Below are 24,220 nucleotides of genomic sequence, written 5' to 3'. Positions count from 1 at the left end.
CTTTAGTTACCGTTTATTCCAGTGTCTGGATTACGCTTTACGTTCGGTGGTGCTAGTGGTGGCTTCGTCTTCTACAACGCAGATATCACATGGCAAATGGCGGCCAATTAATGCGCGGTAGCCAAAGGCACCCAGTAACGCACCAACGATAGGACCGAAAACGGGTACCAGGAAGTAAGGGATTTCACGTCCACCGGTAAAGGCGATATCGCCCCAACCAGCGAGGTAAGCAAATAGTTTTGGACCAAAATCACGAGCCGGGTTGAGTGCAAAACCGGTCAATGGACCCATTGATGCACCGATAACTGCGATCAGAATACCAATCAGCAGAGGAGCCAGTGGGCCACGCGGAATGCCGTTGCCGTCGTCAGTCAGTGCCAGAATCAGACACATCAGAATAGCGGTAATAACGGTTTCAACCAGGAAAGCCTGGAATACGGTAATGTGAGGGTTCGGATAAGTAGAGAAGATACCGGCCAGATTCAGGCTTTCTGTGCTGCCGCGAACGATTTGATGGGTTTGTTCAAAATCGACGAACAAGCCGTAATACAAGCCGTAAACCAAAGCCGCTGCGCAAAATGCGCCAGCAACCTGTGCCACGATATAGGGTAAGACTTTCTTGCGGTCGAAACAGGCAAACAGCCATAAAGCGATAGTAACGGCGGGGTTAAGATGTGCGCCTGAGATAGCCGCAGTCAGGTAGATGGCCATGGCGACACCCAGGCCCCAGATAATACTGATTTCCCATTGGCCAAAACTTGCGCCAGCTAATTTCAATGCAGCAACACAGCCAACGCCAAAAAATATCAATAAAGCAGTACCGAGAAACTCGGCAATGCATTGGCCTTTGAGGGTCGGACTCGATGTTTGGCTCATAATGTTATCCTACAGACAGAGAGTTATAGGGTATTTATTGTTTTTTTCCCAAAATTTATCTTTGGGGGTATGTGAATTTATCGTTAACGAGCACAAACGAGAAATAGCGAAATTAAAATTTGTGTACCCTGTCATAAAAATGAGCGAATTCGCGTTATACGTGGATGTTAGGGCTCTTGGAAAGTGTGATCAGACCAGTGCTTTCTTCTTTTTTTGTTGCAACTATGTAATCACGCCATTTCAGTGGTTGGTTTATTTTCAGCATTTGCTGATAGTCGCTACAGGTAAATTGCGAGAGACTGCGGTTTGTACTGGTATGTTGCTAGACAGGCGGAGACTGGCTACATACAATCGTTTTAATCAAGCTGCGTCGCTGTTTACGGAGGCGCGTTAAACAACAGCGCTTGTTACGCGAGTTAGACAAATAGATAGCGCGATGGATATTTGCAGTGGTTGCATCTTTAAAACTGCGGCTGCTACCAATAGATGTACGCCTTGGGATTATGAGGGGACTAAAGAATGTCATTTGAAGTATTTGAGAAGTTGGAAGGTAAAGTTCAGCAGGCGATTGATACCATCACTTTGCTACAGATGGAAATTGAAGAGCTGAAAGAGAAGAACAACGCCCTGTCCCAAGAGGTTCAGGATGCAGCTGGTGGTCGTGAGGCATTAGTGCGTGAAAACGAACAGCTGAAGCAAGAACAGCACGTGTGGCAGGATCGCCTGCGCGCATTGCTGGGTAAAATGGAAGAAGTCTGAGGACTATCTCAGCATCCATTGCGCGAGCGATTGACTGATGTCATAGCAAAAGGGCGATATCAATATCGCCCTTTCTACGTGGTTCGCGCGGTATTATTAAAGGTGATGCTATTCGATATCCAACGGCTCTTCTGACAGGATAATGCCGGTGTTATCAGCGTACAGATGATCGCCGGAGAAGAAGGTAACACCACCAAAATTCACCCGAATATCACTCTCACCAATACCTTCACTGGCGGCACCGACCGGAATTGCGGCCATTGCCTGAATTCCGATATCCAGCTCGGCGAGATCGTCAACCTGACGGACGGCACCGTAAACCACAATGCCTTCCCATTCATTCGCTGCGGCCAAGCTGGCCAGTTCAGCATTGACCAGTGCTCGGCGTACTGAACCGCCACCGTCAACAACCAGCACGCGCCCGCGACCATTTTCCTCGAGAAGATCAAAAAGTAACCCATTGTCTTCGAAGCATTTTACGGTCGTGATCTGACCGCCAAACGATGTACGTCCGCCAAAATTGGAGAACAGAGGTTCTACCACATTGATATCTTCATGGTAGATGTCACTGAGTTCGGAAGTATCATATTTCATAGGATTAATGTCTGGTTGCGGCTGGGATCGTCAGTATATCCCTTTCTATCGACTGTTGGCAAAATCATCAATTGTCAAATTTCGCCAATCCGCAGAATTTGGGTACGGATTGGCGAATAAAGTGTGGTGCTAACTCAAGACTAAACCAACGGCAAACAGAATATTAGTGAGCAGGGCGGCTTTGACCATATGCACCAGCATTGGGCGCATACCTGCGGCAGAAGGTTCACTCAGAACGAAGACTGCATGTTTGACCAGTAAAGGAATCGCCAAGATAAAGATCCAACCAGTCCAGTTGCGTAGATATAACAGGTTGAACAAGGCTAGGCAGGCAATGGCGGCGATAATTAAAATGGCGTGATAATAGCGGGCGCACACTGAGCCTAAACGCACTGCCAGCGTATTCTTTCCGTTCGCGGCGTCATTTTCGATATCGCGCAAATTATTGATATTTAATACGGCGGTTGCCAGTAATCCGCAGGCGGTAGCGGGTAACATCACCACGCTGTCGAAATGACCAGCTTGTAGATAGTAGGTTCCTGCCACGCTTAGCCAGCCGAAGAACATCAAAACTGAAATATCCCCCAATCCCATATAGCCATAAGGCTTGCTGCCGATGGTATAGGTAATGGCGGCGATGATTGCTAGCAGGCCAAGTACCAGAAATCCGATGATATCACTGGGCTTTTCACAGGCTACGGCAATCAGTGCAATGCCGGAGATGACCGTGAGAACGACAGTGAGAATCAGGGCATGCTTCATTTGTTCGCGGGTTATCATGCCTTTTTGCATGCCGCGCAATGGGCCGATGCGATCTTCGGTGTCGCTGCCTTTGACCGCATCGCCATAGTCATTGGCCAGATTGGATAAAATTTGCAGCATACCGGCGGTCACTAATGCCAGCAATGCCACAGCCGGTTTAAAACTGTCGAGCCAATAGGCCAGAGCGGAACCGGTGATAATTGAGGCAAAAGCGAGCGGTAATGTCCGTGGTCGCAGGCTTTCCAGCCAGGCTTGAGTTTGGCTGATAGGGGTTGATGAGCTCATAATTCGCTTCAGTCTGTGAGAGTCGAAGTCTGCTGGCGACAAAAAGTGGGAGGCGAGATGCCTCCTACTTTTATTGATCATAGCGGACGGTGATGAAACGAATTATAGGATAAATCGACTCAGATCTTCATCTGCTACGAGCTCATCCAGGTGATCCCCGACGTATTTCGCATCAATAGTGATGGATTGGCCGTTACTTTCGCTGGCATCGAATGAAATATCTTCCATCAAACGCTCCAGAACGGTGTGCAGACGGCGGGCACCGATGTTTTCGGTACGCTCATTCACCTGCCATGCTGCTTCGGCAATGCGGCGAATACCTTCGGCGGTGAAATCGATAGTCACCCCTTCCGTTGCCATCAGGGCTTTGTACTGCTCGGACAACGATGCACTTGGTTCGGTCAGGATCCGCTCGAAATCTTCGGTGGTGAGAGCCTGCAACTCTACGCGAATTGGCAAGCGCCCTTGAAGTTCCGGAATCAGATCCGACGGGCTGGAAACCTGGAAAGCACCGGAAGCAATAAACAGAATGTGATCGGTTTTCACCATGCCGTGTTTGGTCGAAACGGTACAGCCTTCAACCAGTGGCAGTAAATCACGCTGTACGCCTTCACGAGAAACATCAGGGCCAGAAGTTTCTCCACGCTTACAGATTTTATCGATCTCATCGATAAACACGATACCGTGTTGTTCTACAGCATCAATAGCCTGCTGTTTCAGCTCTTCAGGATTAACCAGTTTTGCCGCTTCTTCTTCAATCAATAGCTTGAAAGCTTCTTTGATTTTGATTTTACGTGGTTTTTGTTTCTGGCCAGCAATATTCTGGAACATAGATTGCAACTGGTTGGTCATCTCTTCCATACCTGGAGGAGCCATGATTTCAACGCCCATCGGCGCGGCAGCCAGATCGATTTCGATTTCTTTATCGTCCAACTGGCCTTCCCGCAGTTTTTTGCGGAATGCTTGACGGGTAGCTGAAGGCTCCTGAGATTCGTCAGGTTGGCCCCAGTTGTTTTTGGCTGGTGGAATCAGCACATCCAGAATGCGCTCTTCTGCCAACTCTTCGGCGCGATAGCGGTTGTTCTCAATAGACTGATGACGAACCATTTTCACGGCAGCGTCGGTCAGATCGCGGATGATAGAATCCACTTCCTTACCAACATAGCCAACTTCAGTGAATTTGGTGGCTTCTACCTTGATAAACGGTGCGTTGGCCAATTTTGCCAGGCGACGGGCGATTTCGGTTTTACCAACGCCGGTCGGGCCGATCATCAAAATGTTTTTCGGTGTGACTTCGTGACGCAGCTCTTCGTTAAGCTGCATACGACGCCAACGGTTACGCAGGGCAATGGCCACTGCGCGCTTGGCTTTATTCTGGCCAATGATGTAGCTATCAAGCTCACTGACGATTTCGCGTGGGGTCATCTCAGACATATATTCTATCCTTACGCTTTGTATGTTAATTCTTCAATAGTTTGGAAGCGGTTGGTATAGATACAAATATCCCCCGCAATGCTCAGTGATTTCTCAACGATATCCCGAGCACCTAGTTCGGTGTTTTCCAGTAGTGCGCGCGCCGCCGATTGGGCATATGGCCCACCAGACCCAATGGCGATCAAGTCATCTTCCGGCTGCACCACGTCACCATTACCGGTGATGATCAGCGAGGCGGTTTCATCGGCAACCGCCAACAGTGCTTCAAGTTTGCGTAGCATACGATCGGTGCGCCAATCTTTGGCTAACTCAACGGCGGCCTTGGTCAAATGACCTTGATGCATTTCCAGCTTGCGCTCAAAGAGTTCAAATAAAGTGAAAGCGTCAGCGGTGCCGCCGGCAAAACCTGCAATAACCTTGTTGTTATATAAGCGGCGAACTTTTTTTGCGTTCCCCTTCATCACGGTATTGCCCAGAGTGACCTGACCATCACCACCAATTACTACATGGCCATTTCGGCGTACACTTACAATTGTTGTCACGAGCGAACCCTCGTTGCAGACGGAATGAGTCCCCGTCTTGTGTTGTTCAACACAAGACGGGGCATATTGAAGTTATAAATGGGGGAGGATTAATACTTTTCAACCCCCTATAGATAGGGGAATACAACCCGACACGCCTGTACTTTTCAATCGTTGCTGCATTTTATCTGCGGCGGGACGGGCGCTGTATGGCCCCAGAACGACGCGATTCCAACCACCACTGGTGGTAATCCGGCTTTCAATACCTTCAAATGCCAGCTGGGCACGAACAGACTCGGCCTGATCTATTGCCTTGAAGGAGCCACACTGCAACATCCAGCGCTGCGTCTTTTCTTTCTCTTTCTCTTTCTCTTTTTCCGGTTTCGGCGGTGTTACTGCCTGAGTCATCGGAGCCGGTGTCGCTGGCAGCATCCGCTGCGGTTGTGCTGGTGGCGTGATAACCGGAGCTGTGACCTGGCGCGGTTGAGTCACTGGCTGCTGCTGCACCGGAGGCGGTATGTTGCTCACTGGCGGCTTGATAGTGACCTGAGAACGTGGAACCTGCGAGGCATCGTTATAAGGCACTTCCGACAGCTGGGTTGGCTGCTGGCGCATATCGGCCTGCATTTGCTCCAACAATTGACGCTGCTCATTAGTCAGTTGAGTTTTGGCATCCACGCCACCACCGGCAGATGGCTCCGTTGGTGTCGTAACACCAATCTGACGATTCTCCAATTCTTTGATATACCGCCAACGCTCTTCAGGCTTGGGCGGTAACCCATTACCCGTACGTGGGTCATGAGCCGCAGGTAATAACGGAAGCTCACCCGGCTTGTTGTGGGTGATGAAATAGAGGCCGCCAATAAATACCACCAATAGAGCGCCAGCAAGCGCCACCAGAGTTTTTGATATTCTTGGAGCACTACTTTTCTTTTTGGCTGTGCTCTTGCGCCGCGCTCCTGAGCGTCCTCGGCTTACATAATCTCGTTGTGCCACTATTGTTTCGCTGCATTTTGATGATGGAGTAAGTCCGTCATGTTACTTAACCCTATAATATTTGACTAGCTTTTAGGCTTACAGGTACTGTTTCGAATAATTAATTCGCTGTCTAACAGTCGGGAGCCGCTTTGGACGTTATTTCCCTGTAGCTGCTCGAGCAATAGTAACATGGCTTGCTCACCAATTTGATAACGAGGTTGAGCGACTGTCGTCAGCGGTGGGTCGCAATATTGTGACAGCTTGAGATCGTCAAAACCAACCAGTGAAACATCTTCGGGAATCTGTAATCCCATTTTTTTCGCCTGCCAGATTGCGCCAATAGCCATGACGTCGTTATGACAGAAAATCGCGGTTGGTGGTTTGGGCAGGGACATCAATTGAGCGAAGGCCTCGGCTCCCGCTTCGTAGCCGAAATCACCGCGCAGAATATATTCTTTATCAATGGCAAGACCATTGCGATTCAGCGCTTGCACATAGCCCTGTAAGCGATAATGGCTGAGTGGCATCGTCTCCGGCCCGGCAATGGTCGCAATGCGTGTATGGCCAAGTTGATGCAAATAATGCACTGCTTCAAAGGCGGCGGTCAGGTTATCGATATGAACTGTCGGCAGCTCCAGCTCTGGCGCGAATTCATTGGCCATCACCATTGGCGGAAGATTGCGTTGTTCTTCTTTGCTGGCATCAAAAGGCAGGTTGGAGCCAAGTAACAGCATTCCGTCAATTTGCTTGGTAATGATTAAATTGACGAATGTCCGTTCCTGCTGAGTTTGCTGGGCGCAATCGCCAATCAGCACGAGATAGCCTTGTTGGGCGGCGGTTTGTTCTATGCCCTGAATAATATCGGCAAAGAAGGGATCACTGATATCCGGCACAATAACCAGAATAGTCCGAGACTCATTACGTTTGATGTTGCGGGAAAGGGCATGGGGAGAATAGCCAACGGCCAAAACGGCTTGTTCCACTTTGTGTCGCGTCAGGGCGGAGACTTTCTCCGGATTCATTAAAGCCCGGGATACCGTTGCTGTTGAAACGCCTGCCATTTCAGCGACGTCTTTCATGGTCGCCATACTGAATTCTTTCTTATGCTCCAACGCTTTTCTCCTTGCTCTGGCTACGAGCCAGCACCAACTCTTTGAGATGGTTGACTACCAATAACACGGTAAATTAATGGCTTATCGCAGGTTAAACAGATATTCCGAACGATGCGGTGACATTCATTTCTGGCAGTGTGAACCGGTAAAACTAATGCCTTACATCATTCTATACAGATAGTGAGGTCAATTTGTTACCTAATTTGCATGAAAAATGTGACCTAAGTAGTTTTTTTCGATATGGCTCGCAGATCACACCGTAAACGTTTGCCTTGTCATCACATTAAAACAAAATAATTATCAAGATAAGTGCTAGTTGTCTATTGGATCGACATCCAGTGTCCACTTCACTTTTCGTGCTTGAGGGAGTGTATTAATCAATGGTTGGCTGGTTTTAATCAGTTTTTGCAATAATTGCCGGGAAGGGTGCTGTAACAATAATTGCCAACGGAAGCGACCGCCACGTTTGGCTTGTAACGCCGGTACTGGCCCCATAATCCAGAGAGACTCGTCTTTGAGTGGGCTGGCTTCCAGCAGATTGCGCAGTTGTTGCAGGAACAGAGCCGATTGCCGGTTATCATGGTCTTCACTGCGCACAATGATATGACTGGTATAAGGCGGTAAAAATACGCTCTGACGCTCGGTCAACGCCAGTTTGGCAAAGGCATCGTAGCCCTGTTGCAGCAAAATTTGCAGTAAAGGGTGCTCGGGATGATGAGTTTGTAAAATCACCTCGCCTTTTTTGCCAGCTCTCCCGGCGCGCCCTGAAACCTGCGTATACAGTTGAGCAAAGCGTTCGGCGGAACGGAAGTCGGCAGAGAACAGCGCGCCGTCTACATCCAGCAGAGCCACCAGTGTTACATCGGGGAAATGGTGTCCTTTGGCTAACATCTGGGTGCCAATCAGGATACGTGCGCCGCCCTGATGAACGTCTGCCAGCGCTTGTTCCAGTGAACCTTTGCGGCTGGTAGTATCACGATCGATGCGTGTTATCGGAGTTTCGGGAAACAGCGGTGCCAACTCATTTTCCAACTGCTCGGTGCCAACCCCAACGGAAACTATATGAGTGGAGCCGCATTGTGGGCATTGATGCGGCACGGGACGTTGGCTATCACAATGGTGGCAACGGAGCTGGCGCTGGTTCTGGTGCAAAGTGTAGTAATGGTCACAGCGCTGGCATTCAGCGATCCAGCCGCATTCATGGCACAGCAGCGCAGGCGCATAACCACGGCGGTTAAGAAACAAGATCACCTGATTATCCGCTTTCAAGTGATCTTTCATCCGTTGTAACAGCGGTTGAGATAGACCCACTTTCAGCGGTAGCCCTTTTAAATCCAGCAGATGTTGCGCCGCTGGTTTGGCATTACCGGCGCGTTTGGAAAGGGTTAACTGGCGATATTTACCCAATTGTACGTTATGCAACGTTTCCAGTGCCTGTGTGGCGGTTCCCATTACGATCGGGATATTCTCTTCTCTGGCGCGGAATACGGCCAAATCCCTGGCGTGATAACGCCAACCATCCTGCTGCTTATACGAACTGTCATGTTCTTCATCAATAATGATTACGCCCAGGCGTGAAAATGGTGTAAATAGCGCTGAACGTGTGCCGATAACAATAGCGGCTTCACCGTTGCGCGCTCGTAGCCAAACCGAAAGGCGCTCGCTATCGTTCAAACCAGAATGCAGCACTTCTACTGGCGCATTAAAGCGCTCGCGGAAACGGGCAATAGTTTGCGGTGTCAGGCCAATTTCCGGTACCAGAATCAGCGCTTGGCGTCCCTGTGCCAGAATATTTTCCAGCACGCTGAGATAAACTTCAGTTTTACCTGAACCGGTCACGCCAGCCAGTAGCCAGGCAGCGAACTGGTCATCTTCGCTGCGAATGGCTCCGACGGCAGTAGCCTGTTCGGTATTGAGGCGTAGCCGGTCACCCAGCACCTCAAAATGAGTGCGCCAATCGGTGGTGGCTTGCTCTTGTGCCCGCAGGTCAATCAGCCCTTTGGTGCGTAAAGCCTGCAAGGCACTTTCCGCCAGTGCCAACTCATTAACCTGATGGCGGTAAACCGGTTTTTGCAGCAGGGCAGCCAGTGCCTGCTGTTGTTTAGGCGCTCGTTTGAGACTTTCCGGTGGCGTTGCCCGACCCTGTTCAGTAGTAAACCATTGCCACAACGGCGCTGACTGTGCCGGTTTCCCCTGCCGTAATAAAATGGGTAAGGCGTGAAATAGCACTTCGCCAATAGGATAGTGATAATACTCTGCCGCCCAGCGCAAAATGCGCCATAGGCTTGGCGGGAATAAACTTTCATTATCCAGAACCTGATCGATAGTTTTTAGCTGTTCGAGTGGCAGGTCACTGGTTTCACTCAAGCCGACCACGATAGCTATTGCTTTTCGCTTGCCGAAAGTGACACTGACGCGTCCGCCGATTACCGGGCTGATCATGTCATTGCCCAAGCGATAGTCGAATGAGCGGGCAAGGGGAACCGGTAATGCAACTTGAACAACGGACATGACACCATCCTGGATAAAAAAAGATTGAACAGTTTACACCCTGTGTATCACAATGTGCGGATTCGATTGCGAGGGCTGCTTAAATTCTGTATGATTCGCCGCCTTTGATATAATCCGATATCAAATCTTATTATCAACTACGTGTGGTGTCTGGCGGAACAGGGCTGGATAGCGACACGGCCTTAATTAGAGGTTTCCCATGAAAAAAGGTATCCACCCTAAATACGAATTGGTTACTGCATCTTGCTCTTGCGGTAACGTTATCAAGATCAACTCTACTGTTGGTCATGACCTGAATCTGGACGTGTGTGGTGAATGCCATCCGTTCTACACTGGCAAGCAGCGTGATGTTGCTACCGGTGGCCGTGTTGACCGCTTCAACAAGCGTTTCAGCGTGCCGGGTGCCAAGAAGTAATTTTCTGCCCGTCAGACGAAAAAGGTGCCTTTGGCACCTTTTTTCATGTCTGTATCGCGACTATTTATGCGATAAAGCCTGCAAGAATCCATCTCCCCCATTCGAAACCACCGTTTCAGACTCCTGGATTACCATTACAGTGAAATCATAATCCTGAATGGAATAACGCCACCCAAAAACTGCTGGGAGACGTTATCGATAGACTTTGGTCTGGCACTTTATCGGCTAATGCGGGGGATGCCTGAAGAATCAATATTCCCAAGTATCGGGGTCAACGCCCAGTTCGCGCATAATCATTTTCGCTGCCTCAGGAATTTCATCACTGCGTTCTTTACGCAGATCTTCATCGTTTGGCAACGGTTGCCCGGTAAAGGCATGCAGAAATGCTTCGCACAACAATTCACTGTTGGTCGCATGGCGCAGGTTATTCACCTGGCGACGGGTCCGCTCATCGGTGAGGATTTTTAATACCTTCAGAGGAATGGATACCGTAATTTTTTTGACTTGTTCGCTCTTCTTGCCGTGTTCAGCGTAAGGGCTGACATACTCGCCGTTCCACTCAGCCATGGGATACCTTAAATTTGTCGGAAAAATACAAAATTTTGAAAATCGGCCAATTATGCCCGATCTTCAATGTTCTCACTAAATAATTGTCGGTTTTACCCAACCAGAATCACTAAAAAGGTGCAATTCACCTCCTCTGCCTTTCTCTCGATGCGGCAAAATCGGTCTGCTCAGTGCCGAAGTCTTCCAGGCTGCACTGTGATCATTTAAATCGCTATAATTTTAGCGGGTATTAATCTTTAGCTCAATCTATACGCTAAGAAGTTTAGATGTCCAGATGTATTGACGTCTATTCGTTGTGCGTTTACTCTGAATTCATATTTTCAACGTCCCGGCAGGCAGAAACCAATATGACACGCAAACAGGCAACAATAGCAGTTCGCAGCGGGTTGAATGATGACGAGCAATATGGCTGCGTTGTTCCGCCTATCCATCTCTCCAGTACCTATAATTTTACCGATTTTAATCAGCCACGGGCTCATGATTATTCTCGACGGGGTAACCCAACGCGGGATGTCGTGCAGCGCGCATTGGCTGAACTGGAAGGGGGAGCGGGTGCGGTGATGACTAGTTCCGGTATGTCTGCGATTCATTTGGTTTGTACGACACTATTGCAGCCGGGAGATTTACTGGTGGCACCTCACGATTGTTACGGTGGCAGCTATCGGTTGTTTGATAGCCTGAGCCAACGGGGAGCTTATCGCGTACTGTTTGTCGATCAAGGCGATGAAGCGGCATTAAATCGGGCGCTGGCGGAAAATCCCAAGCTGGTTCTGATCGAAAGCCCGAGTAATCCATTGTTGCGGGTGGTCGATATCGCGGCGATCTGTCAGGCGGCTCACCAGGTTGGCGCGCTGGTCGTGGTGGATAATACTTTCCTCAGTCCGGTGCTACAACAACCGCTAGCCTTGGGTGCCGATCTGGTGGTGCACTCGTGTACCAAATACCTCAATGGCCATTCGGATGTTGTTGCGGGGGCGGTTATCGCCAAAGATCCAGCGTTAGCCGTGGAGCTGGCTTGGTGGGCTAACAATATTGGCGTAACCGGTGCGGCGTTTGATAGCTATTTACTGTTGCGAGGGTTACGGACACTTTCACCGCGAATGGCTCAACAGCAGCGCAATGCGAATGACATTGTTCGCTATTTACAGCAGCAGCCTTTGGTGAAAAAGCTGTATCATCCTTCACTGCCACAGCATCCCGGCCACGAAATTGCCAGCCGCCAGCAGTCCGGCTTCGGCGCAATGCTTAGTTTTGAACTGGATGGAGATGAGCAAGTATTACGTCGCTTCCTTTCTGCCCTGGAATTGTTCACATTGGCGGAGTCTCTGGGCGGCGTTGAAAGCCTGATTTCTCATGCTGCAACCATGACACACGCAGGTATGGCGGCGGCAGCAAGGACTGCGGCAGGTATTACTGACAGTTTGCTACGCATTTCCGTGGGTATTGAAGACAGCGAAGATTTGATTGCCGATCTGGAAAATGCTTTTCGGTCGGCAGCAGCGAGGTAAGCATGAATGCAATAGCGGTAGCAGGGGCGGTAAATGGTCGTCAACTGCATAAATTTGGTGGTAGTAGCCTTGCGGACGTGAAGTGTTACCTGCGTGTGGCCGAGATTATGGCCAATTACAGTAAACCGGGTGATCTGATGGTGGTTTCTGCCGCAGGCAGCACCACGAACCAATTAATTAGTTGGTTAAAATTAAGCCAAAGCGACCGTCTGTCCGCCCACCAGGTACAACAGGCGCTGCGGCGTTATCAGCATGAACTGATTAGCGGATTACTACCGCCTGAAATGGCCGAATCGTTGATTACGGCCTTTATTCAAGATTTGGAACGTCTGGCTGCGTTGCTGGATAACAAGGTTGACGACGCTATTTATGCCGAGGTGGTTGGACACGGCGAGATTTGGTCGGCGCGTTTAATGGCTGCGGTACTGAAAAAGCTGGATATGGATGCCAACTGGCTGGATGCGCGCAGTTTCTTACGTGCGGAACGGGCGGCGCAACCTCAGATTGATGAGGGTCGTTCTTACCCGCTACTGCAACAACTGTTGGCGCAGCATCCTCACCAACGTTTAGTCGTGACTGGTTTTATTTCGTGTAACGATGCCGGAGAAACCGTGTTACTCGGGCGGAACGGCAGCGATTACTCAGCGACTCAGGTTGGTGCTTTGGCGGGTGTTGAGCGCGTAACCATCTGGAGTGACGTCGCTGGGGTTTATAGCGCCGATCCACGTAAAGTCAAAGATGCCTGTCTACTGCCATTGCTGCGATTGGATGAAGCCAGCGAACTGGCGCGACTCGCGGCACCGGTATTACATACCCGTACTTTACAACCGGTTTCTGGCAGCGATATTGATTTACAGCTGCGTTGTAGTTATCAGCCGGAGCAGGGTTCGACCCGCATTGAGCGTGTATTGGCATCGGGTATGGGTGCGAAAATAGTGACCAGCCACGATGATGTTTGCCTGATCGAGTTACAGATCGCCAGCCATCATGATTTCTCTGTGGCACAAAAAGAAATTGATTTGCTGCTCAAACGCGCGCAGATCAAGCCGCTGGCAACCGGTATTCACCCCGATCGTAACTTACTACAGCTTTGCTATACCTCTGAGGTAGTGAACAGCGCGCTGCGGGTATTGGAAGACGCGACTTTGCCAGGTAAATTATCTCTGCGTGAAGGTCTGGCGCTGGTGGCAATGGTGGGCGCTGGGGTGTGCAAGAATCCGTTGCACAGTCACCGTTTTTATCAGCAGCTTAAAGATCAGCCGGTCGAGTTTATCTGGCAGGCGGAGGATGGAATCAGTCTGGTTGCGGTACTGCGTTTAGGCCCGACGGAGCATTTGATTCAGGGATTGCATAAGACCCTGTTCCGAGCAGAAAAACGCATTGGCTTGATGCTGTTTGGTAAAGGTAATATCGGTGCTCGCTGGCTGGAACTGTTTGCCCGCGAGCAGAGAAATATTTCGGCCCGCAGCGGATTTGAATTTGTGCTGGCAGGTGTGGTGGATAGCCGCCGTAGCCTGCTCAGTTACGACGGACTGGATCCCAGCCGTACATTGGCTTTTTATGATGATGAAGCCAAAGAACAGGATGAAGAATCTCTTTTCCTGTGGATGCGCGCCCATCCTTTCGATGATTTAGTGGTGTTGGATGTGACAGCTAGCCAATCACTGGCAGAGCAGTATCTGGATTTTGCCAGCTATGGTTTCCATGTGATTAGCGCGAATAAACTGGCTGGAGCAGCCAATAGTCATACCTACCGGCAAATTCGCGATGCTTTCGCCAAAACCGGTCGCCACTGGCTGTATAACGCAACGGTCGGTGCTGGGCTGCCAGTTAACCATACGGTGCGGGATCTACGCGACAGCGGCGACAGTATTTTGGCTATCAGCGGGATTTTCTCCGGAACCTTGTCTTGGCTATTCTTGCAGTTCGACGGCACGGTGCCGTTCACCGATTTGGTGGATCAGGCGTGGCAGCAAGGCTTGACGGAACCCGATCCACGGGTAGATCTATCCGGTCAGGATGTGATGCGCAAGTTGGTGATTTTGGCGCGTGAAGCAGGTTATGACATTGAGCCGAATCAGGTTCGGGTTGAGTCACTGGTACCAGCTGGGGCGGAAACTGGCTCTGTCGATCAATTCTTTGAGAATGGCGAAGCGTTGAATCAGCAAATGATACAGCGCCTTGAGGCCGCCAATGAAATGGGGCTGGTATTGCGCTACGTGGCGCGTTTCGATGCTAATGGGAAAGCGCGGGTTGGCGTTGAAGCGGTGCGCCCTGAACATCCGTTGGCTTCGTTGCTGCCGTGCGATAACGTGTTTGCTATCGAAAGCCGCTGGTATCGTGATAATCCATTGGTAATTCGTGGTCCAGGAGCGGGGCGAGATGTCACCGCTGGCGCTATCCAGTCGGATTTGAATCGACTATCCCAACTGCTTTAGGCCGTTGTTATCATTATTGATGCCAGAGAGATATCATTTGGCATCAATAATGATCTTTTTTCTTAAAATAGGTTTTATTTCTTAGGAAGTAAAAACATGTCAGATAAATAAATATCACCTTTTAATTCAGCATGAAGTTTTGGGTTGGTTAGTAATAATCGTGCGGTTCCTCTATGTTCCACCTTGATTTTTTCATTAATCCACTGATTAAACTCATTTTTATTTTCAACTCTCATTTTACCGGTTGTTCTATCTTGATACTGATTTTCATCGTCATTGAGAATAATGCTTTTCAACTTACTGTTTTCAGTGGTTGCCGCTATTGTTGTTAATAGGAATGCATATTCATCCGCAGATTTTAAATACTTAATGACATTTTTACCCGTTAATGGCACATCATATTCACTATAAATATTCTCTTTTAATTCTGAAGTAATATAGTTTTCGGTGTATATCACCGGCTCGCCACTTATGGTCCATTTTATCCGATTATTATACGAATCGACATGGGCTGAAATTCTATCTTCAACATCGATAAAGTTAACGTTTTTATTATCATAAGTTGTATTTTCTGGTTTTATATCTCGCAGGTAAACGTTTTTACAATGTAGCTTTTTTAAATCCATTAGCGCATTTTTAAATGCACTATAAGGAATGGTGTCGCCATTCTCTATATAGCTAAATATATCAACTCCCGCATTGCGGGCAATGATTAATTTCGTACTCACGGCGAGACCTACCTTAATGCTATCTATTTCTTTTATATCATTAAAATTATTTTCCGTATGAAATCTTTCTGCTATATCAATAGGTTCAAAAGCAATAAAACGACTATCTTTATGGGTTATTTTTTTAAATCCGCCTTCTCCTCCGTGACTTGTTTTTTCATTAGGCCTATATACAGGTCTATGTTCTTCATGAAAATAGTACTCTCTGCCACAAATGCTCTTATCATTTCCATTATAAGTGGTTTTTATAAAACGGTTGTTAGTATAAATTCCATTATTTCGCATGTTGTCCAGTTTTTTTAAATGAACTCTAAAGTGAAAGCGTATTTTATTAGCAGATAGGGTATTTTTGTCGTTTGCTTCATCGTTAAGTTTTATTGGCGTATTTATTACTTTAATGCCAGTAGCCTCAAGTCGATGAGTGCGGGTATCTATTTTATTATTCGTAAGTGAATTACAGTTTTTTTTGATATTTGTTTGTAAGGAAAGGTCTTCATAAAATTTAATTATGTCACTAATCTTCATGATTATCCTGTTAGGTAGTAAGTTAAATAGCCAATTGAACCCACTTTATCCTTACATATATGCAGTATCTTAAATACAATAAAACGCTTTAAAATTTAAACTTGGTGGTGAATATCACCAAACCTGATAGCTGAAATGTTGAACTGATAATCAAAAGTGCGCCGTTTCGTAACGGGACTCCAATTAAACGCATCTGGTGATACATGTAATTTTTTGAATTTTATTTATAATATTGAATTTTGATGTTTACTTGTGGCGGCGTAAACGTTTATGGTCCCGGTTGTGATTCTACTCTGGTTTAGCGTCATGCGTACTTTAAAAACTCTTGGCACTTCCCAGCGATAACTGGGGCAGTTATTACCGGAAAATGCCGAAGGATAACCCTCTAACTGGAAAAATTACTCAGCCTATTGAACGTAACAATCTGATGCTACGAAGTCGCATAAAGCGCGTCTGACCCGTAAAAAAATCTGCTTTTAGCGCTCTCGATTGAGTGACATCAAAAGATCATCGGAGCCTTTATTGAAAAACATATTTTCTACTCATTCGCGTCATTACCAAAAAATTAGGAGGCTTTATTTTCCTGACAATAATAGCATATCGGATAAGTAGGTTTTCCGTGCTTTTTTAGCATAGTCAACCGGATTTGTTAACAATGAGATAATAGATTCATGGTATTTTGGTTTCACATTTTCATTGAGCCATGAGCCAAGTATATTTCTGTTTTCGCTATTTATTGTTCCGGTTGAGTTATACTTTTTTGTGTTAATCTCTGTGGGGTTGAGTATGCTACCAATATTGGTTAAGTGAGTTGTCGCAGTAATCATTGATGTGATAAACGCATATTCATCGGCGGCTTTAAGATATTTAACTACAGCAGGTTGAGTTGCCAGTTTATTTTTATTATAAATATGTGACAATAATTCTTTCGTGATGTATTTTTTCGTATAAATAACTTTTGCGCCAAGAAAAGTGTGTTTTAATTCATTCTTATATGGATTGTGTGTGATTATCACCCGATCATCAACGTCAATAAAGTTAATTTGTTTTCCATCATAAGCCATGTTGCCCGGCTTTATATCTCTCAGGTAAGTATGTTTATTATGCAGTTTTTTGAGGTCATTGACTGCATTATTAAAATGATTGGGTAAAATATTTTGTTTTTTCTCAATGCAGTTTAGCAATGATTCTCCAGCATTACGTGCAATCATGAGGTTGTGATTAACCGCTAAACCAAATTTAACGCTCTTGATTCCTTTGAGGTCGTCGATTTTATTCTCCATACTAAATTTTTTATTTTTATTATTAGAAGCTAAAGCAACAAAGCGTTTGTCTTTTCTGATCACGTGCTTAAAACTACCAAGGTCTTTTTTGTTTCCATTGTATGTTGTTGCAATAAAATCGGTATTCTCATCAAATTCAGATGACTTTATTCGGTTATTTTTTATTAAATGTTCTCTAAATGCCAATTGAATTTTTTTTGCTGCTATTTTTTCAGAGAATGCTTGTATTTTCTGCATCTGTTGTTGCTTTGAAAATATATAATTATCTTGCCGGAATAAATAATATTTTTCACATATATCACCATTCGTTTTTATAACCAGCCTTTTCTCACACCCATTGGAATTTAAATGGTCATAGAGCTTTCCTAGTTTATTTTCTTTATGGGTGAAAATATTTTTTAGTCTATCAGAAAATCCTAATTTGATAGCATCCTTCTTATCTGTAGCATTATTCATCCTTCCAATCCTGGAAGTGGATAAATGCATTGATGTATGACTAAAGTTAACTAATATTCTATTTTTCATCGTTATGGCCATCAGTGTTTTTGCTGAGAATTTAGATGTGTAACGATCACACGGATAGCGTTTTTTAAATACAAAAAAACGATGAAGTTAATGCTATAGATGTGCTGTGAAAATACATTCAACTTCTTGCCGCGGAGCTGCTTGATGGAAAAAAGCCACACTCTAAAACAGTGACAGCAACCTCTAGGTTAAAGATGAATTTCCTGCGTGTCTTGAGTGAAAATTAATCATCGGTCTACACTGATTTAGGCATTGACTCCTTCTCGAATATCAGTCATTTTCTATTTAGACGTCTAAACGTATAGACGTTCGCAGTGGTAAGGGCGGAGAGATTGAACCGCAAAGTCGATAATGATGGGTAACGAGGTAGACAGGGTATGAGCTTTTTTCACGCAAACCAGCGGGAAGCGCTGAATCAGAGTCTGGCAGAATTGCAGGGTCAGATTAACGTCTCTTTTGAGTTTTTCCCGCCGCGTACCCGCGAAATGGAAGACACCTTGTGGAGCTCGATTGACCGTTTGAGCACCCTCAAACCCAAGTTCCTTTCGGTCACTTACGGTGCCAATTCCGGTGAGCGCGATCGTACTCACAGTATTATTAAAGATATTAAAGAGCGCACCGGTCTGGATGCTGCGCCACATTTGACCTGTATTGATGCTTCTCCGGGTGAACTTCGAGAAATCGCGCAGGATTACTGGCGCAGCGGTATTCGCCATATTGTTGCATTGCGTGGTGATTTACCTGAAGGCAGTGGCAAGCCGGAAATGTATGCAACAGATTTGGTCGCGTTACTGAAAAACGTGGGTGATTTTGATATTTCGGTTGCAGCTTATCCGGAAGTTCATCCAGAGGCCAAAAGCGCCCAAGCGGATTTGATTAATCTGAAGCGTAAGATTGATGCCGGTGCTAACCGCGCCATTACTCAGTTTTTCTTTGATGTAGAAAGTTATCTGCGTTTCCGTGATCGCTGTGTAGCGACCGGAATTGATGTCGAGATAGTGCCGGGTATTCTGCCGGTGTCTAACTTTAAGCAGCTACAGCGCTTTGCCACCCTGACTAACGTGCGTGTGCCCCACTGGATGACCAGTGTCTTTGACGGATTGGATAATGACCCGGAAACGCGCAAAATGCTAGGCGCTTCTATTGCGATGGATATGGTGAAAATCTTGAGTCGTGAAGGGGTGAAGGATTTCCATTTCTACACGCTGAATCGGGCAGAAATGAGCTATGCCATTTGCCATACTTTAGGTGTCAGGCCGTAGCGAAAAGACACAGAACCCGCCGATTAGAGTGGGTTCTGTGTCTCAATAAATCAATTATTGATGATATTTAGATGCGTGAATGGTGTGTCCCGATAAGGCGTTAAATCCTTTATCCAAGGCTGATGTTGTCTCACGCGTACCTGCCCCCTTGATTGCGGTCATAAATTGGCTGATAGGAGCCATTTTTTTATCAAACATGTCTGATTTTTGGCCTTCAAGCGTCGTAGCCATTTTTCCCAAGTTTGTTAGTGCCTGTTTTTTTTCGTTAGAATTCAAGCTATTGATTGTATTTTTTACTTCTTTGAACAAAGAAGCCATCTTCTGTGCTGTGCTTTTGGTGACTTTACCATTTGTTTCAGATGTCTTGGCGAAGCTATCTAATTTGCTCAACATATTTTGTCTGGCGAATGCGCCAGAGGCTTGTATGGCCATCGTATCGATTCCTAATAAAAATGAAATATTATAAGAAATAATAATGGCTGGATTATTTATAAAAATCTTCCATAAACCGAATGTATGCTTATTGAGTGAATATTCGGCTCTGTATGTTTAGCTAAAAAACGGGCAGTTAGCCTGTTTCAGTCGAGTCACGAACCTCGATCCTGCGATCTCTAGTGGGGAAGGCCGGTAGAAGAGCCAAGCGTCCGCGCCAAGGATGGCGCGGAACGAGCCGGTAAGAACGTATTCACTGCGACTTGACGGTCTGCCTATTTTCACTGCGGCGAGGACTTTGTTATTAACCTCAAACGGGCGCTCGGCCCGTTTGGTCTTTTATTGACATTAACTTTGCTGGCTAACTAACCGGTATTACGCATTCCTGCCGCCACACCGGCGATGGTTACCATCAATGCCTGTTCAACGCGAGCATCCGGATGTTCCTGCTGACGAGAGCGGTGCAATAATTCAGCCTGTAGAACGTTTAACGGGTCGGTATAAACGTTACGCAGGGCGATAGACTCGGCAATCCACGGCAGATCGGCCATCAGGTGGTCGTCGTTGGAAATAGCCAGTACCAGCTTAATATCGGCGGCTAATTGGTCGCGTAGTTGTTTGCCCAGTGGCCAGAGTTTTTTGTCTACCAGACGTTGGTCATAATATTCGGCTAACCAGAGATCGGCTTTGGCGAACACCATTTCCAACATACCAATTCGGGTCGAGAAGAATGGCCAATCGCGGCACATGGTTGCCAATTCCTGCTGTTTCCCCGCATCTATGGCTTTTTGCAAACCGGCACCAGCACCCAGCCAAGCCGGTAGCATCAGGCGGTTTTGGGTCCAGGCAAAGATCCACGGAATAGCGCGTAGACTTTCCACTCCACCGTTAGCACGACGTTTGGCTGGGCGTGAACCCAACGGCAATTTACCCAGTTCCAATTCCGGCGTCGCTGCGCGGAAGTAAGGCACAAAGTCAGGGTTTTCACGCACGTAACCACGATACATATCGCAAGAGGCTTCAGACAGCAGATCCATGACTTCGATCCACTCTTTCTTCGGTTCTGGTGGCGGCAACAGATTGGCTTCCAGAATCGCACCGGCATACAGCGCCAGACTGCTGATGGTGACTTCAGGTAGACCAAATTTAAAGCGAATCATCTCACCTTGTTCGGTGACACGCAGGCCACCTTTCAGGCTACCCGGAGGCTGAGAAAGTAACGCCGCATGAGCTGGCGCACCACCGCGACCAATGGAACCGCCACGACCGTGGAACAGCGTTAGAGCTACACCGGCTTTTTCACAGGTCTTGATTAAGGCATCTTGTGCGCGATATTGCGCCCATGATGCCGCCATAACACCAGCATCTTTTGCCGAATCGGAATAACCGATCATAACCATCTGTTTGCCTTGAATCAGGCCACGATACCAGTCAATGTTCAATAATTGCGTCATGACATCATCGGCGTTATTCAGGTCATCGAGGGTTTCAAACAGTGGCGCGACTGGCAAGGTGAACGGGCAGCCAGCCTCTTTCAGTAACAAGTGTACCGCCAACACATCAGAAGGGACTTTTGCCATCGAAATCACGTAAGCGGCAATTGAGCCTTCTGGCGCTTCGGCAATCACCCGACAGGTTTCCAGCACTTCCTCGGTTTCGGCGCTGGGTTGCCATTTTAATGGTACTAACGGGCGTTTGGAGTTGAGTTCGCGAATCAGGAAAGCTTGTTTGTCTGATTCAGACCAGTTTTCGTAGTCGCCCAAGCCCAAATAGCGGGTCAGTTCGGCAATTGCATCGGTATGGCGGGTACTTTCCTGACGAACATCGATACGCACCAACGGCACACCGAAGCAACGCACGCGGCGCAGGGTATCCAACAATTGGCCGTTGGCGATAATTTCCATTCCACAGGCTTTCAGGGATTGATAGCTGGCGTACAGCGGTTCCCATAGTTGATCATTGCTGACCAGCAGGTCATCTGGCGGTAACACTCGTTCGCCTTTCAGGCGACCTTCCAGATAGACCTGCGTATTGATTAGCTGGCTACGGATGCGCTTCATCAGTTCGCGGTAAGGTTCCAGCACTTCTTCGCCGCCAGCCAGTTTGCGTAATTCTGGGGTACATTCCGACATGGACAGTTCGGATACCAGCACCTGAATATCCCGTAGGAACAGATCGGTCGCTTTCCAGCGACTTAACAACAACACATGGCGAGTCACTTCCGCAGTGACGTTAGGGTTGCCGTCACGGTCACCGCCCATCCATGAGGTGAAGCGAATTGGCACTGCTTCAACCGGTAGACGGTAATCGAGAGAGTTTTCCAACTGCTCGTTGAATTCGCGTAGAAAAGCTGGAACCCCTTCCCATAGGCTGTTTTCTACTACGGCAAAACCCCATTTGGCTTCATCGATTGGCGAAGGACGCAGTTTGCGAATTTCGTCGGTATGCCAGGATTGAGCGACTAACTGCCGCAAACGACGCATGATTTTGTTACGTTCGTAATCGGCTAAGTCATTATGATCCAACTGGCTCAGGCAGCTATTCACTTCAACCAGTTTGTGGATCAAAGTCCGGCGGGTAATCTCGGTAGGATGAGCAGTCAGCACCAGTTCGATGGAGAGCTCATCCACCGCTTTGCACATATCTTTATTGCTCAGATTCTTATCTTTCAGGCGGTTAAACAGTTGGGCCAAGGCTTCCGGGTTACTTGCCGCTTCGCCATGCGGCGAAATGCTGTGGTACTGTTCTGCGGTATTGGTCAGATTCAGGAACTGACTAAACGCACGTGCCACGGGCAATAACTCATCGTTAGAGAGATTTTGCAGTGTCGACAGCAGCTCCTGACGGTGCGCTTCATTACCGGCTCGCGAAGATTTAGATAACTTACGGATGGTTTCTACCCGGTCAAGAATGTGCTCGCCCAGCGCTTCCTTGATAGTTTCTCCGAGTAGTGTACCGAGCATACTGACGTTACTTCGCATTGCGGAATATTGTTCGTTCATATGACCCCTGACCCCTATACCCGCCAGCTTTCAAATTGCCAGTGTGTTGGCTGCATGTTGAAAACTTTTTGGTATATGATTTCTTTTTGTAAATTAATTTCACCCAAAAGGCTGAGATTGATTACGAATCTCGCCACGTTCAATTCCAATAACCCAATTGACACTATTTTTAGCAAAAAAACATCAAAATTGGGGGTATTTCTGAAATTTAATTACCGGTCTTAGGTTATCAGTCTGGCTAATCATCAATCTTGATCGATGTTCGCTATCACGAGGATGGGCATAAATCCGCCTGCCCATCTGATTACCCGACGGTTCGGCAAACTCTTGTCGGCTCACTGTTGGCAAAAGTGGTCTACGAGCTGGGCAATCAGTGTCCGCGTCGGTTCGATAAATGCGGTATCAAGGTATTCATCCGGTTGGTGAGCTTGATCGATCGATCCTGGACCGAGTACCAGCGTTGGGCACATTTGTTGGATAAACGGGGCTTCGGTGCAGTAATTCACCACTTCGGTGCGGCTACCTAACAGTTTTTCAATTACCGCCACCAGATGATGGTTGGTTGGACATTCATAACCCGGAATCGGTGGGTGCAGTTCATTAATGGTCAAACGGCCCGGCCAGCGCTGATTTACCGGCTCCAGCGCCTCGTGCATTAATTCGCTTAAATCATTCAATGTCAGCCCCGGCAGTGGGCGGATATCCATATGTAATTCGCAACAGGCGCAAATACGGTTTGCCGCATCACCGCCGTTAATGTGGCCGAAATTCATGGTTGGGTAGGGAATATTGAATGCGGGATTGTTGTAACGCGTCTGCAATGTATTGCGCAGCGCTATAAGGTGAGTGATAGATTCATGCATCAAATCAATAGCATTGACGCCAAGTGCTGGATTACTGGAGTGACCCGATTGCCCGACAATACGAATCGCGTTGGAAATGTGGCCTTTATGAGCTCGCACCGGTTTCAGTGAGGTGGGTTCACCGATGATAGCAAAGTCTGGCCGCAATGGGCTTGAGGCAGCGAAGTAACGTGCTCCCGCCATGGTGGTTTCTTCGTCGGCGGTGGCCAGAATATACAGTGGTTTAGTCAGTTTACTGGCGTCAATATCACGCACCGCATCCAAAATAAAGGCGAAAAAGCCTTTCATATCCGCCGTACCCAAACCGTAAAGCTTGTTGTCGTGTTCGTTCAGGGTGAAGGGATCGCGAGTCCAGCGCCCTTCGTCATAAGGCACGGTATCGGTATGACCCGCCAGCAATAGCCCACCGCTGCCTTCGCCGATGCTGGCCAGCAGGTTAAATTTCTGGCGGGAGTCTGGAACTGGCTGAATGTCGACGCGAAAACCCAAATCGCTAAACCATCCGGCCAGCAAGTTGATTAACGCTTCATTACTTTGATCCAGGGCGCTATCGGTTGCGCTAATGGAAGGCGTTGCAATTAACGCCCGGTACAGCTCAATAAATGGAGGTAATTTCATCTTCACTGTTGACAGCCTTTGGTTAGGGTAGTATCAATATTCATGCAGTTATAGTGAATAACTATTTGAATGAAAATACAGCAAGCATGAGCGTAAGGGAACCAGAAACGCCCTTGAATTTACGAAAATGTCAATGCTAAATCGCGTAGGGAAACAGTCAAAATCAACTGAAAAACCCTACAACCTGTTTTGCGTACTTATGTACCAGTTAGTCAGAAGGTG

At 47.5% G+C, this 24,220-nt stretch carries 19 protein-coding genes and 1 pseudogene; 6 read left to right on the top strand and 14 right to left on the bottom strand.

The features are described 5' to 3' along the window. Positions 1 to 30 precede the first annotated feature (30 nt). Positions 31 to 876, bottom strand: a complete 846-nt coding sequence (locus tag DJ39_RS01910) for an MIP/aquaporin family protein (protein WP_004719538.1) — start codon at positions 874 to 876, stop codon at positions 31 to 33. A gap of 519 nt (positions 877 to 1,395) precedes the next feature. Between DJ39_RS01910 and zapB the strand changes: the two genes are divergently transcribed. Then, on the top strand, positions 1,396 to 1,635 hold the full coding sequence (gene zapB / locus DJ39_RS01900; RefSeq protein ID WP_004719537.1) for a septal ring assembly protein ZapB: 240 nt from the start codon (positions 1,396 to 1,398) through the stop codon (positions 1,633 to 1,635). A gap of 108 nt (positions 1,636 to 1,743) precedes the next feature. On the opposite strand, the gene rraA is transcribed toward zapB, so the two are convergent. From rraA to priA, 7 genes are all read right to left on the bottom strand, one after another. After that, a complete protein-coding gene (gene rraA / locus DJ39_RS01895) occupies positions 1,744 to 2,229 on the bottom strand; it encodes a ribonuclease E activity regulator RraA (RefSeq protein ID WP_004719534.1) in 486 nt (161 codons plus the stop codon). Between the two features lie 129 nt (positions 2,230 to 2,358). Then, on the bottom strand, positions 2,359 to 3,276 hold the full coding sequence (locus DJ39_RS01890) for a 1,4-dihydroxy-2-naphthoate polyprenyltransferase (protein WP_004719533.1): 918 nt from the start codon (positions 3,274 to 3,276) through the stop codon (positions 2,359 to 2,361). A 102-nt stretch (positions 3,277 to 3,378) separates the two neighbouring features. Further along, positions 3,379 to 4,710, bottom strand: a complete 1,332-nt coding sequence (hslU, locus tag DJ39_RS01885; protein WP_038244690.1) for an ATP-dependent protease ATPase subunit HslU — start codon at positions 4,708 to 4,710, stop codon at positions 3,379 to 3,381. 11 nt (positions 4,711 to 4,721) lie between these two features. Beyond that, entirely contained in the window at positions 4,722 to 5,252 is a 531-nt protein-coding gene (hslV, locus tag DJ39_RS01880; protein ID WP_004719528.1) for an ATP-dependent protease subunit HslV, read from the bottom strand. Between the two features lie 99 nt (positions 5,253 to 5,351). Next, the gene (gene ftsN, locus DJ39_RS01875) at positions 5,352 to 6,227 is read right to left on the bottom strand and encodes a cell division protein FtsN (RefSeq protein WP_038251121.1); all 876 of its coding nucleotides are present in this window, start codon (positions 6,225 to 6,227) and stop codon (positions 5,352 to 5,354) included. 65 nt (positions 6,228 to 6,292) lie between these two features. Further along, entirely contained in the window at positions 6,293 to 7,321 is a 1,029-nt protein-coding gene (cytR, locus tag DJ39_RS01870) for a DNA-binding transcriptional regulator CytR (protein WP_004719525.1), read from the bottom strand. Between the two features lie 312 nt (positions 7,322 to 7,633). Then, positions 7,634 to 9,832 carry a primosomal protein N' gene (priA, locus tag DJ39_RS01865; RefSeq protein ID WP_004719523.1) on the bottom strand — a complete coding sequence of 733 codons (2,199 nt, stop codon included), beginning with the start codon at positions 9,830 to 9,832 and terminating at the stop codon, positions 7,634 to 7,636. A 199-nt stretch (positions 9,833 to 10,031) separates the two neighbouring features. Here priA and rpmE point away from each other — a divergent pair, with 199 nt between their 5' ends. Further along, on the top strand, positions 10,032 to 10,247 hold the full coding sequence (rpmE, locus tag DJ39_RS01860; RefSeq protein WP_004719522.1) for a 50S ribosomal protein L31: 216 nt from the start codon (positions 10,032 to 10,034) through the stop codon (positions 10,245 to 10,247). 249 nt (positions 10,248 to 10,496) lie between these two features. On the opposite strand, the gene metJ is transcribed toward rpmE, so the two are convergent. Further along, a complete protein-coding gene (gene metJ / locus DJ39_RS01855) occupies positions 10,497 to 10,814 on the bottom strand; it encodes a met regulon transcriptional regulator MetJ (RefSeq protein WP_004719520.1) in 318 nt (105 codons plus the stop codon). A gap of 347 nt (positions 10,815 to 11,161) precedes the next feature. Between metJ and metB the strand changes: the two genes are divergently transcribed. Next, positions 11,162 to 12,322 (top strand): cystathionine gamma-synthase, encoded by a 1,161-nt coding sequence (gene metB, locus DJ39_RS01850; protein WP_004719518.1) that lies wholly within the window; start codon positions 11,162 to 11,164, stop codon positions 12,320 to 12,322. 2 nt (positions 12,323 to 12,324) lie between these two features. Continuing rightward, positions 12,325 to 14,760 carry a bifunctional aspartate kinase/homoserine dehydrogenase II gene (locus DJ39_RS01845; protein WP_004719516.1) on the top strand — a complete coding sequence of 812 codons (2,436 nt, stop codon included), beginning with the start codon at positions 12,325 to 12,327 and terminating at the stop codon, positions 14,758 to 14,760. Between the two features lie 74 nt (positions 14,761 to 14,834). On the opposite strand, the gene DJ39_RS01840 is transcribed toward DJ39_RS01845, so the two are convergent. Then, a complete protein-coding gene (locus DJ39_RS01840; RefSeq protein WP_038251120.1) occupies positions 14,835 to 16,013 on the bottom strand; it encodes a hypothetical protein in 1,179 nt (392 codons plus the stop codon). Between the two features lie 331 nt (positions 16,014 to 16,344). Between DJ39_RS01840 and DJ39_RS17240 the strand changes: the two are divergent. After that, a pseudogene (locus DJ39_RS17240) lies at positions 16,345 to 16,510 on the top strand (IS1 family transposase); the annotation flags it as partial. Between the two features lie 78 nt (positions 16,511 to 16,588). On the opposite strand, the gene DJ39_RS01835 reads toward DJ39_RS17240, so the two are convergent. Then, positions 16,589 to 17,752, bottom strand: coding sequence for a hypothetical protein (locus tag DJ39_RS01835; RefSeq protein ID WP_004719514.1), 1,164 nt, complete (start codon positions 17,750 to 17,752; stop codon positions 16,589 to 16,591). Between the two features lie 446 nt (positions 17,753 to 18,198). Here DJ39_RS01835 and metF point away from each other — a divergent pair, with 446 nt between their 5' ends. Beyond that, positions 18,199 to 19,083, top strand: a complete 885-nt coding sequence (metF, locus tag DJ39_RS01830; RefSeq protein WP_004719513.1) for a methylenetetrahydrofolate reductase — start codon at positions 18,199 to 18,201, stop codon at positions 19,081 to 19,083. Between the two features lie 54 nt (positions 19,084 to 19,137). On the opposite strand, the gene DJ39_RS01825 is transcribed toward metF, so the two are convergent. From DJ39_RS01825 to argE, 3 genes are all read right to left on the bottom strand, one after another. Then, positions 19,138 to 19,515: a hypothetical protein gene (locus DJ39_RS01825; RefSeq protein WP_004719510.1), complete on the bottom strand. Its 378-nt coding sequence runs from the start codon at positions 19,513 to 19,515 to the stop codon at positions 19,138 to 19,140. A gap of 365 nt (positions 19,516 to 19,880) precedes the next feature. Next, on the bottom strand, positions 19,881 to 22,517 hold the full coding sequence (ppc, locus tag DJ39_RS01820) for a phosphoenolpyruvate carboxylase (protein WP_004719509.1): 2,637 nt from the start codon (positions 22,515 to 22,517) through the stop codon (positions 19,881 to 19,883). Positions 22,518 to 22,852: 335 nt separating this feature from the next. Then, entirely contained in the window at positions 22,853 to 23,998 is a 1,146-nt protein-coding gene (gene argE, locus DJ39_RS01815) for an acetylornithine deacetylase (protein WP_004719507.1), read from the bottom strand. Positions 23,999 to 24,220 lie beyond the last annotated feature (222 nt).

The sequence above is a fragment of the Yersinia ruckeri ATCC 29473 genome (genome assembly GCF_000754815.1).
Taxonomy (GTDB): domain Bacteria; phylum Pseudomonadota; class Gammaproteobacteria; order Enterobacterales; family Enterobacteriaceae; genus Yersinia; species Yersinia ruckeri.
The sequence above is the reverse complement of the archived record's forward strand: the minus strand, read 5'-3'. Positions and strand labels throughout refer to the sequence as shown.

What these genes read in the sequence shown, in the direction of transcription:
- DJ39_RS01910 (WP_004719538.1), bottom strand. Translation starts at nt 876, where the DNA reads ATGAGCCAAACATCGAGTCCGACCCTCAAAGGCCAATGCATTGCCGAG.
- zapB (WP_004719537.1), top strand. Translation starts at nt 1,396, where the DNA reads ATGTCATTTGAAGTATTTGAGAAGTTGGAAGGTAAAGTTCAGCAGGCG.
- rraA (WP_004719534.1), bottom strand. Translation starts at nt 2,229, where the DNA reads ATGAAATATGATACTTCCGAACTCAGTGACATCTACCATGAAGATATC.
- DJ39_RS01890 (WP_004719533.1), bottom strand. Translation starts at nt 3,276, where the DNA reads ATGAGCTCATCAACCCCTATCAGCCAAACTCAAGCCTGGCTGGAAAGC.
- hslU (WP_038244690.1), bottom strand. Translation starts at nt 4,710, where the DNA reads ATGTCTGAGATGACCCCACGCGAAATCGTCAGTGAGCTTGATAGCTAC.
- priA (WP_004719523.1), bottom strand. Translation starts at nt 9,832, where the DNA reads ATGTCCGTTGTTCAAGTTGCATTACCGGTTCCCCTTGCCCGCTCATTC.
- rpmE (WP_004719522.1), top strand. Translation starts at nt 10,032, where the DNA reads ATGAAAAAAGGTATCCACCCTAAATACGAATTGGTTACTGCATCTTGC.
- metJ (WP_004719520.1), bottom strand. Translation starts at nt 10,814, where the DNA reads ATGGCTGAGTGGAACGGCGAGTATGTCAGCCCTTACGCTGAACACGGC.
- metB (WP_004719518.1), top strand. Translation starts at nt 11,162, where the DNA reads ATGACACGCAAACAGGCAACAATAGCAGTTCGCAGCGGGTTGAATGAT.
- DJ39_RS01845 (WP_004719516.1), top strand. Translation starts at nt 12,325, where the DNA reads ATGAATGCAATAGCGGTAGCAGGGGCGGTAAATGGTCGTCAACTGCAT.
- DJ39_RS01840 (WP_038251120.1), bottom strand. Translation starts at nt 16,013, where the DNA reads ATGAAGATTAGTGACATAATTAAATTTTATGAAGACCTTTCCTTACAA.
- DJ39_RS01835 (WP_004719514.1), bottom strand. Translation starts at nt 17,752, where the DNA reads ATGAATAATGCTACAGATAAGAAGGATGCTATCAAATTAGGATTTTCT.
- metF (WP_004719513.1), top strand. Translation starts at nt 18,199, where the DNA reads ATGAGCTTTTTTCACGCAAACCAGCGGGAAGCGCTGAATCAGAGTCTG.
- DJ39_RS01825 (WP_004719510.1), bottom strand. Translation starts at nt 19,515, where the DNA reads ATGGCCATACAAGCCTCTGGCGCATTCGCCAGACAAAATATGTTGAGC.
- ppc (WP_004719509.1), bottom strand. Translation starts at nt 22,517, where the DNA reads ATGAACGAACAATATTCCGCAATGCGAAGTAACGTCAGTATGCTCGGT.
- argE (WP_004719507.1), bottom strand. Translation starts at nt 23,998, where the DNA reads ATGAAATTACCTCCATTTATTGAGCTGTACCGGGCGTTAATTGCAACG.